This window comes from Endozoicomonas sp. SESOKO4 (genome assembly GCF_024606275.1).
In genome coordinates this window covers 1-9,730 of sequence record NZ_JAHHPS010000673.1, presented here as the reverse complement: position 1 = coordinate 9,730, position 9,730 = coordinate 1, and the positions used below count along the sequence as shown (strand labels likewise).

Here is a 9,730-nt window from a genome sequence, read left to right as displayed (position 1 = left end):
GGGTTGGATCTATTCAGATGACCGATTGTTTGACGGATCAGGTACCTGGCTTAAGCAGAGAGACATTTATAAATACTCGATTGGCTTATTCTACGAGCCACGACGTTGGTTGACTGTATCGTTGAACTGGAAATATACCGTCAGAAGAGAGGACTCTTTTTCTCCTGATTACGGGTCAGAAGGATATAATCGAAACCAGTATCTAATGACCGGCAAAATCACCCTCTGATCCAGCAGCTATAGGGACATAAAAAGTGAAAAAGACAGTAACTATAATCCAGATGTTTCTTCTGGTTGCCCTGTTTTCTCCGGTTGCCCATGGCAAGCTCAATACTTTGGATAGTTCTTCCTATCAGCTCGGTGTGGGGGATCGAATCATTGTCTCAGTCTATGGCGAAGAAGAGATGAGCCTGAAAGAAGCCAGGCTCAGTGATGCTGGCACCATTTCCATGCCTTTTATCGGTGAGATTAAAGTCAGCGGGATGTCGGTAGGGCGCTTGCAGAGATATATCGAGGGCAAGCTCAGAGGTGATTATTTGGTTGAGCCTAATGTCACGGTGAGAATTCTTGAGTATCGAAAGTTTTTTGTAAGGGGGCAGGTTAAAGAACCCGGTGCCTTTGCTTTTGAACCCGGGCTGACATTAGGAAAAGCCGTTGCGCTGGCAGGTGGCTTTACCGAACGTGCTGCTAAGAAAACGGTAACAGTCGTCAGGGAAAATGTGCAGGGAGAGCAAAGGATCCTGACCTTCAAGCTGAGTGAGCGACTTCAGCCAGGTGATATCATTAACGTTCAAGAAAGCTTTTTTTGATGAATCAGCCAGTAAAGTATGCAACCGTAGTAAAGCCCGGAAATACAGAAGTTATATCCATCTACGAACTTTTCAGTGTTTTGAAGATGTATCGATGGCTGATTCCGGCTTTTACTCTTCTTGTGACGTTAGCTGCCATTTTATTCGTGCATATACTCAAACCTCAATATCGCGCGACTGCGACACTTATGATTGAGGATAGAGACAAGAGCATTATCTCAATCAAAGATGTATATGGTATAGCTGGCAGCGATACTTACCTGAACACTCAGTATGAAATTCTGAGATCCAGGACGGTTATGGAGAGGGCTTTACGTGATCTGATTAGTCAGGGGAAGCTGTCATTCGACAACAATCATCAGAGCTTCAACACTTTTTTGGACGAGTTTGCCAAGCAATATTCTGTCAGTCTGGTTAGAAAAACCCAGATTGTTTACATTGCCTACCAGTCCGAAAGCCCGGAGCTGGCGGCAAGTGCTGCGAATGCTATTGCCCACGCTTACATAGATGCTTGGCTTGATTTGAGGCTGGCTGTGTCCAACCATGCCAAAGATTGGATGGAGGTCCGGCTTAAGGATCTGACAGCAGAGCTCGAAGAAGCTGAGCAGGCTCTTCAGAGTTACCGGGACCGTGAAGGTTTGATTGATCTGGGAGGAGAACTGGTTTTGTCCAGAAGTGAGTTAACCGCGCTCACTGAGTCTCTTGCAGAAATTCGGGGGCAGCTTGCTGCAGCAGAAAGTATCTATCAGCAAGTCAGGAATACCGGCAAAGATAATTTTGAGGATCTGAGCTCTTTGCCTATCGTTTTACAAAGTGACCTGTTACAGAGGCTGAAGGAAGACAAGTCGGTACTTGAACTCGAAGTTGAGGAACTCTCTCGCCGTTATGGGCCCAAGCACCCGAGGATGAAGTCTGCCCTCAGTAAAGTTGAAAGCATTAATCAGAATATCCAGAAGCAAATAAGGAAAATTGTCCAGGGTGCAGAGCGAGAGTATGAGGTGGCTCTGGCCAATGAGAAGGCGATTCAGGCCAATGTTGAAAGGGCCAGAGCTCAGGTCAGGGATATTAATCGTAAACAGTTTCGTTTGAATGAGCTGGAGCGACAGGTTCAGACGAAGCGGGATCTATACGATGTTTTCTTTACCCGAATTGGTGAGACCCAAGCTACGTCTGATCTGAATACCAGTAATGCCAGAATTGTTGACGAAGCTATTGTTCCTCTGCGTCCACACAGTCCTAAAAAGAAGTTAATCGTTCTGTCTGCCGCTGCCATCGCTTTTGTCTTAGCTTTAGTTTTGGTTATGATCCGTGAAATGCTTGACAACACGATAAGGATTTCCAGAGATGTTGAAGAGAAGCTTCAACAGAAGCTACTGGCGGTAATACCTGAAAAGAAGCAGCCCAAACGTAAAGGGAAAGATCCTCTGAAGTTTTCTCCAGTGTCTTGCGACGCATTTTCTGAGGCCATAAGAACCGTTCGCTCAAGTATTCAGTTGGGTGCCAGCCCGGATCAAAAGGTATTTGCAGTCACTTCAACAGTAGCATCGGAAGGTAAAACCAGCATTGCATTCAATACGGCAATCGCCTTTGCAGAGCTTGGACGAACTTTATTGATCGAAACCAATATGAGAAAGCCTGCTATTCAAAAATATATTGACAGTGTCGCTTGCACTGAAGGATTAGTCGACATTCTGCAAAATCAGGCACACGTTGATTCTTGCATCTCTCAACATGGGAAGTTGTCTGTTCTTGCATCAGGATCTGAAACCGCTGCCACACAGGACCTGTTAGCTTCAGAGAGATTCTCGAACCTGCTTGGGCTTTTACGGAAACAATACGACTACATTTTTATAGATTGCCCTCCAGTTGAACAAGTCAGCGATGCTTTATTGGTGGCTGAGGTCTGCGACGGCATCCTCTATATCGTAGGCGCCGGGAAGACAAATGTTGAGCGAGTCAATGCAGCATTAGGGCGTGTAAATCAGTCAGGGATCAATATCACAGGTGTGGTACTGAATAAAGCTGACCCATCAAGAACTCTATATAAGAGCTAGAGCGTTGATAGCTATAAACAGGCCAGAACTCAGACAGTTTGTATTGGCTTTCATCATTGTTTTTTCATTGATGTTCAACTCCATGTTTGGTGCACTCGCCGGGCTGGTGTTTCTGGCGGCAGGCATGCTGGTTTTGGTAATCGATTATGGTCAGTCGCTAGCATTTTGTCGAAAGCACTGGATCATCCTGCTTATTCCAATGCTGGCCATGCTGTCTTTTTTGTGGTCTGACCAGCCGGGTAAGAGTCTTCAAAGCGGTCTTCAGTTATTTCTTACAAGCATCATTGCCATTGTTCTGGCGGAGACCATGAGAGAAGATATTTTCCTGTCTGCAGCGGCTTGCGCGATGTTGATTGCAATGTTGATATCCCTGCTTTTTGGCAGTACCGCGATCAATGGGTTGACCCAAGAGGTCGTTCTGACCGGTATCTACCAGAGTAAAAACTTTCTTTCTGTGCACTCGGCCTTGAGCTTCTTTACGGGTCTGACGTTGATGTTTAATCGTCATCATGGCTGGATCTTCAGAGGACTGGGAGCCTTGTTGACGTTGATTAGTTTCATTGTGCTGTTGAATGCCAAGTCCCTGGCAGGGCTGGTAGCTGTTATCGTGAGTGCTTTTGCCGGTCTACTCGTCATCTTTTACCTCAAATGGGAGATGAGAGGCTTTAGTCGCAGAGCCATCAATTTCTTTCTGATTCTTACTGGTGTCTGTTTGGGCCTTGCCATCGTTCTCTTTGTTTCCCAAGGGTATTTTGATGAACTCATGTATAGCCTTGACAAGGACCCCACTCTGACAGGACGTACTTATATTTGGCAGAGAGGGTTAGAGTTTTTCTGGTCAAACCCGGTTCTGGGAACTGGCTTTCAGGCTGTTTTTTATCAGGGAAACGCTGTTGCTGAGGATATCTGGGAAGCTTTAAACTTTACATCCGGGGCCAAATTCAATTTTCACAATATGTTTGTGGATATTCTGATTGAGTTGGGAGTCGTCGGGTTAACGGTTTTTCTGGCCGTTATATTAATACAGTGTCGTAGGATTCTTCTGAAACGTTCCCTTGTTATGGGTAGCCGGGAGAGCTATGCAGTATTCATATTTATCTTCATGCTTTCTCAGACCATTCTTGAGGTCAGTTGGTTCAGGGAGTTCTCTATAATGCAGCTACTGATCTGTTTTTCCTGGGTTTATCTGACACCGCGTTCAGAAGTCAACCCCATCCGAATTGTCTATCAATAATAACGCCGTTTTGCAGGATTAAAGTATGGCTGAACAAGATGTTCTGGTAGTGATTCCCTGTCTCAACGAATCTGAGCATATCGAGTCTTTAATCCGGCAGATTCTGGAGAACTATAAAACATGCAGACTGATCATCGTCGATGGTGGCAGCAATGATGGTACCCGCTCTATTGTCAGTCAACTAGCTGATCAAGATAGCCGAGTCAGGTTGTTGGATAATCCAAAAAAAATTCAAAGTGCCGGCGTTAATCTGGCGATTGAAGAATATGGAGAAGGCTACGAGTGTTTTATTCGAATGGATGCACATGCAACTTATCCCGAAAATTTCATTTCTAGCCTAATGACCGAGTTTGAGAAGCTGTCAGCGGATTCGGTCGTAGTCTCAATGCAAACCTGTGGACATTCGCGTTTTCAGGAAATGGTAGCGATTACCCAGAACTCATTACTGGGCAATGGTGGCTCAACACATCGCAATAAAGTACAGGAAGGGCAGTGGGTGAAACATGGTCATCATGCTCTGATGAGGGTATCCGCTTTTCAGGCTGTGGGGGGGGGTACAATGAATCTTATGTAGCCAATGAAGACTTTGAACTGGACCATAGGCTCACAGAAGCAGGATACAGGATATGGCATACCGCAGAAACGGTCATGAACTACTACCCTAGAAAGACCCTGACTTCCCTGTTCGGCCAGTACCATCGTAATGGCGTTGGGGTGGCCAGTCATACCCTGCAGCACAGAAAATCTCTGAAGCTGCGACAGGCTTTGCCCATGCTGGTATTTCCATCTGCGCTCCTGCTCTTGCTGGCACCTGTCAGCTTTGTTTTTTTGCTGCCAGCTGTTCTCTGGTGCTTCGTTTGTGTGGGATATGGGCTCGTTCTTGGGGTTTATAACCGATCTTTATACGGCTGTTTGTCAGGCCTGGCTGCGGCAACCATGCATATGGGCTGGTCACTGGGATTCTGTGGTGAAATCGTGAATGGATTGACGCGTCGACTTAAGGGAAGAGCGTATTGATATGGATGTATGCGCAGCCATCTGCACTTTTCGGCGTCCAGCCGTTAGAAAAACACTGGAGTCCCTGGGCCAGCAAAGGGTTCCGGAAGGCGTAAAGCTGTCTGTACGGGTGGCAGATAATGACCTGGAACCGGCAATGAAAAGCCAGATTTTGGCTATCGCTGCTGAAGCCGGACTGAATTTGACCTACATACATGCTCCCTACCGTAATATATCCGTAGCCAGAAATGCCTGCCTGGATAATCTTGATTCGGACTACCTGATCTTTATCGATGACGATGAAGAGTTAGCTGAAGGATGGCTGGTAGCTATGTTGAGCAAAGCAGAAAAAACGGCTGCTCAGGTGGTTTTTGGCCCTGTTTTGGCGATTTATCCTGAAAACTGCCCCGAATGGATGGAGCGTTGTGATTTTCATACGACAAAACCTCAGTATGAAGAGGGTGTGATCCAGACCGGTTACACAGGCAACACCCTGCTGGATATGCGGTCTGAGATCATCAATGGAGAAAGGTTTAATCTGTCTCTGGGTCAGACGGGAGGTGAGGATACAGAGTTTTTTACCCGTTTGTTCAGAAATGGAGCAAAACTGGTCTATGAAGAGAATGCCATTGCTTATGAAGAAGTGCCTGCACACAGGGCAAAACTTCGCTGGTTGATCAAGAGACGTTATTGTGCCGGACAGTCCTATGGCCATCGGTTGATAACAGGTCGGGAGAACAGCAGTGCTATTCAAAGTGCAATTGAACTGACGAAAGCGGTTATTAAGGTATTCATCTGCTTTGTCGGCTTGCTCTTGTTCTCAACACATTCACTGAAGAGAAACTTCTGGCTATTGCGGGGCTGCCTTCATCTTGGGGTCACTTCCAAGCTTATTGGCAGAGAAAACCTTAAGCAGTATTAGCGTCAGTACAAAGAAAAATAACAATGCATCCCTCGAAGTCGCGGGTTAATCTGGTTAAATTGACAGTATGTCCGATGAAAGTTCAATGACCAAAGGAGTGATATGGCTGTTTATAAGCAAATTTTTCCCACCGGCCATAACCTTTGCTGTTTTTACCTACACTGCCAGAATTCTCAGCCCTGAAGATTTCGGTTTGGTGGCACTTGCCCTGGCGTTGATATTTCTGGCAGCCTGTCTGCTACCCAGTGGCTGGCGGGATGGTCTGATCAAATTTGAAAAGATTGACAGTCGCCACATCAGCAGTGTTTTCTGGCTCAATCTATTGGTAGCACTGACAATCAGTGCAGTGTTGACGGGATTCAGTTACCTGTCCCTGTTCCAGTTTCAAACCGATGTATTTAATCTGGCATTGAGAATTCTTTGCCTCAAGCTGCTCGTTGATGGCTCGTTTAATACATTGAATGCGGTGCTTTTGCGTGAACAGAAGTACGCAACCATTGCCATCAGGGTGACACTATCCAGCTTTCTGTCTGCGGCTATTATAATTGCCCTGATTCATGCAGGTTTCGGGGTCTGGGCCCTGATCTGGTCTCAGGTCATATTGTCTGTTGTTAACTTCATTGCGGTGTTTATTCCCACCAGAGGCTATCTGAAGTTTTACTGCTCAGTGGGTATACTCAAGTCAATGGCTTCATTCGGTTGGTATAGTACGGTGACTACCGGACTTTCAGAACTAGGTAAGCATTACGACTCAGTCATCATCGGTTCCTTTTTAGGCAATAAAGAGCTAGGCTTTTTTAATGTTGCCAAACGACTGTCGGATGTTGTCAGTGATATCTGTATTGGCACCATAAACGATGTCAACTTCCCTTTACTGGCCTCTCAACAAAGTGACTTTGAGCGGGTTAGAACCTCATTTCAGAACTCTGTCTATCTGACCTCCATGTTGCTGTTTCCGGTATTTACCTTGCTGTTTATTGAGGCAGACATGATCTTCAGCATCTTGTTTACTGAGCAGTGGAGCAGCGCAGTGGGCGTTTTTCAGGCATTCTGTATCATTCTTTTAACAGTTGCTCTCGGGGTTCCACAGAAGAGCATCATTCTGATCTGTGATCATGCCCAGTGGTGGGTGAGTAGACAGATCATTTTGCTTATGATCATTATGCCACTGACTGCTATAGCGGCTTCCAAAGGTATGGCGATGTTGCTGGTGGTGTTTGTTCTTAGCAAATTTATTTTTTGCACGATCTCCATGATCAAATCTTGTGACCTGCTTGATCTCAAGCTAACCGATTATCTGGGTAATATCCGGGTAGCTATTCTGGGTTGCTTTTCATTCATTATTGTCCTTTATCTGGCGGAGAATGCTATTCCTCTGCATCCTGTCATTCACTTGGTGGTGGATACAGCCATCGCGGTTTCTATTTATCTGTTTGTTGTCATGTTGTTGGATTATCGGCGGGTCAAGGCAACGCTATGTGATCTGATGCCAAGATATCAGCCTCTGTTTCACAAGCTGGAATGCTGTTTGAACTTGATTTTCAGGTGATCCATGAAGTTAACGTTTTACCAGGGTGAAGTGCCTAATTTCGGGGATGAGTTGAACCGCATTTTGTGGGATGAACTCATTGAACCTGGCTTTTTTGATGACGATGAAGCCCAGTTGTTTTTAGGAGTAGGTTCGATCATCTGGAATGATTTTGATCCTGATGCAAAAAAACTGGTGGTCGGGTCAGGTTATGGAGGTTATACCGATTTGCCTGATGTGCATGACGGCAACTGGCAATTCTGTTTTGTGCGGGGGCCCCGTACCGCAGCTTTTTTGGGCTTGGATAAACAGCTGGCGATCACTGACTCGGCAATCCTGACGCATTTTGTTGGCAGGCCATCGACAGATAAAAAGTTTAAGGCGAGCTTCATGCCTCATTTTCAGAGTATCGATAGGGGAAACTGGGAGCAGGCTTGTATGCTTGCGGGTATCCACTTTATTGATCCCCGTGATGACGTTAAGGTGATACTGGATGCTATTGAGCAAAGTGAACTGATCATTTCAGAGGCAATGCATGGAGCCATTCTGGCAGACACCCTCAGAACCCCCTGGTTAGCTGTTGAACCGTTGGCCAGCCTGCATCGACACAAATGGTATGACTGGAGCGAATCATTGGAGATGACGTTGGAGTTCAGATCCATGCCAGCTTCAAGTCTCAGAGATTTCTGGGCAAAAACAACCGGTGGAACCGGACTGGGCAAAAAAAGTCAGATAGCGGAAAGAATTCTGGCTTTTACCCGGAATTATTTTATCAAGGACGCCGCTAGTCGCTTGAATAAGCTATCAGAAGAAACGGGCTTCCTCAGCGATGAAGCTGTTTTCAAGACTAAGGCTCATCAGGCATTGGAGGCTTTATCAACCATTGCCCCTGTTAAAGTTTGAATCAGTTCTACTGATGGAAAGAGAGCAAGGAAGACTCCTGACCTGAACAGAAGAATAAAAATTGAAGATGTTTGACCATGATTATCAGTAAACCGGAAATAACCCGCAGCAATGGTTTAGCCAGATACTCGGCAAGAATCAATTATGCTCTCGGTGATAAGACGTTAGAATACTCTATTCAGGAAGAGTTTTCAGAGCTGATGTCAGACAGAGCGGATGCCGCATTATTGGCAGTTTTGATTCCGGCGATGAGCAGGGGAGAGAGTATCAGGGTTGAGGGTGCCGTTTCTGAGCACCTTTATCATCATCTGTCGGGTCCTTATCAACATATACTGAAAAGTATTATGCCTTGTCTGCAATTGGTCGAATTATCGGCCGATCAGATCGTCAACTCTTCGTATGATGGCAAGGGCGTTATAACCGGCTTTTCTGGTGGTGTTGACTCATACTGTACGCTGGCTGACTATTTTTACTCCGAGGTTTCACCCGGCTTCAAAGTGACCCATCTGATCTATAACAATGTTGGGTCTCACGGTAAGAAGACAAACCCTGAAATACTCTTCAATGACCGGTATGAAGCATTGAAGCCTGTAGCGGATAAAATCGGTTTGCCTTTTATCAAGGTTAATTCAAACCTTGACCAATTCTATTGCGATCATCTGCATTTCATGCAGACTCACACGGCAAGAAACACCTCTGTAGCCTTGCTTTTGCAGAAAGGAATAGGCCTCTACCTCTATGGTTCTGCCTATGCCTATCCGGAAGTGTTTATAGGTGAAACTGACTCTATGGCGCACAGTGATTTAATGGCTTTGCCCATGCTGTCGACAGAATCTCTGAGAGCCCTCTCGGTAGGCAGTGAATACACCCGGGCTGAGAAAACCATACGAGTTGCCGGTGTTGAAGATTCATATACGTCCTTAGACGTTTGTGTTGGGGATGAAGTCGCAGGTAATTGCAGCAAATGCGTAAAGTGTCTGAGAACATTGCTGACTCTCGATATAGCCGGTGAGCTGGACAAGTACTCCGCAGTGTTTGATCTGGATGTCTATCATCAACACAAAGACAGTTATTGCAGCAGGATTCTCATCAGCAGGGCACCATTGGAGCGAGAAATTGCCCTTCTTGCCAGCAAAAAAGCCTTTCGTTTCCCATTATCATCTCATTTAGGCTCACTGGTTCGTTTTTGTACCAGTGGCAGTAAATACGTTTTCAGGCTCTCAAAAAAACTGCTAGCAGCCTGTCGGACTTAAGCGTCCGTAGCGAGGATTGCAAGAAATTGAG

General features: G+C 45.8%; 10 protein-coding genes. All 10 read left to right on the top strand.

Going from position 1 to position 9,730, the window contains the following annotated elements; genetic code table 11:
* On the top strand, positions 1-229 hold a 229-nt coding region (locus tag KDK16_RS13055), incomplete at its 5' end, for a hypothetical protein (protein WP_257276458.1).
* Positions 230-254: 25 nt separating this feature from the next.
* Entirely contained in the window at positions 255-809 is a 555-nt protein-coding gene (locus KDK16_RS13050; RefSeq protein WP_257276457.1) for a polysaccharide biosynthesis/export family protein, read from the top strand.
* The gene (locus KDK16_RS13045; protein ID WP_257276456.1) at positions 809-2,863 is read left to right on the top strand and encodes a polysaccharide biosynthesis tyrosine autokinase; all 2,055 of its coding nucleotides are present in this window, start codon (positions 809-811) and stop codon (positions 2,861-2,863) included. The genes KDK16_RS13050 and KDK16_RS13045 overlap by 1 nt, the downstream gene beginning before the upstream one ends.
* A 43-nt stretch (positions 2,864-2,906) precedes the next feature.
* Positions 2,907-4,097 carry an O-antigen ligase gene (locus tag KDK16_RS13040; RefSeq protein WP_257276455.1) on the top strand — a complete coding sequence of 397 codons (1,191 nt, stop codon included), beginning with the start codon at positions 2,907-2,909 and terminating at the stop codon, positions 4,095-4,097.
* Between the two features lie 25 nt (positions 4,098-4,122).
* Positions 4,123-4,671, top strand: a complete 549-nt coding sequence (locus KDK16_RS13035; RefSeq protein WP_257276454.1) for a glycosyltransferase — start codon at positions 4,123-4,125, stop codon at positions 4,669-4,671.
* A 74-nt stretch (positions 4,672-4,745) separates the two neighbouring features.
* Complete coding sequence (locus tag KDK16_RS13030) at positions 4,746-5,114, top strand: hypothetical protein (protein WP_257276453.1); 369 nt, start codon at positions 4,746-4,748, stop codon at positions 5,112-5,114.
* A 1-nt stretch (position 5,115) separates the two neighbouring features.
* Complete coding sequence (locus KDK16_RS13025) at positions 5,116-6,015, top strand: glycosyltransferase family 2 protein (RefSeq protein WP_257276452.1); 900 nt, start codon at positions 5,116-5,118, stop codon at positions 6,013-6,015.
* Between the two features lie 85 nt (positions 6,016-6,100).
* Positions 6,101-7,564 (top strand): oligosaccharide flippase family protein, encoded by a 1,464-nt coding sequence (locus KDK16_RS13020; protein WP_257276451.1) that lies wholly within the window; start codon positions 6,101-6,103, stop codon positions 7,562-7,564.
* A 3-nt stretch (positions 7,565-7,567) separates the two neighbouring features.
* Entirely contained in the window at positions 7,568-8,446 is an 879-nt protein-coding gene (locus KDK16_RS13015; protein ID WP_257255471.1) for a polysaccharide pyruvyl transferase family protein, read from the top strand.
* A 77-nt stretch (positions 8,447-8,523) separates the two neighbouring features.
* Positions 8,524-9,699: a hypothetical protein gene (locus KDK16_RS13010; RefSeq protein WP_257255470.1), complete on the top strand. Its 1,176-nt coding sequence runs from the start codon at positions 8,524-8,526 to the stop codon at positions 9,697-9,699.
* Positions 9,700-9,730: the final 31 nt, after the last annotated feature.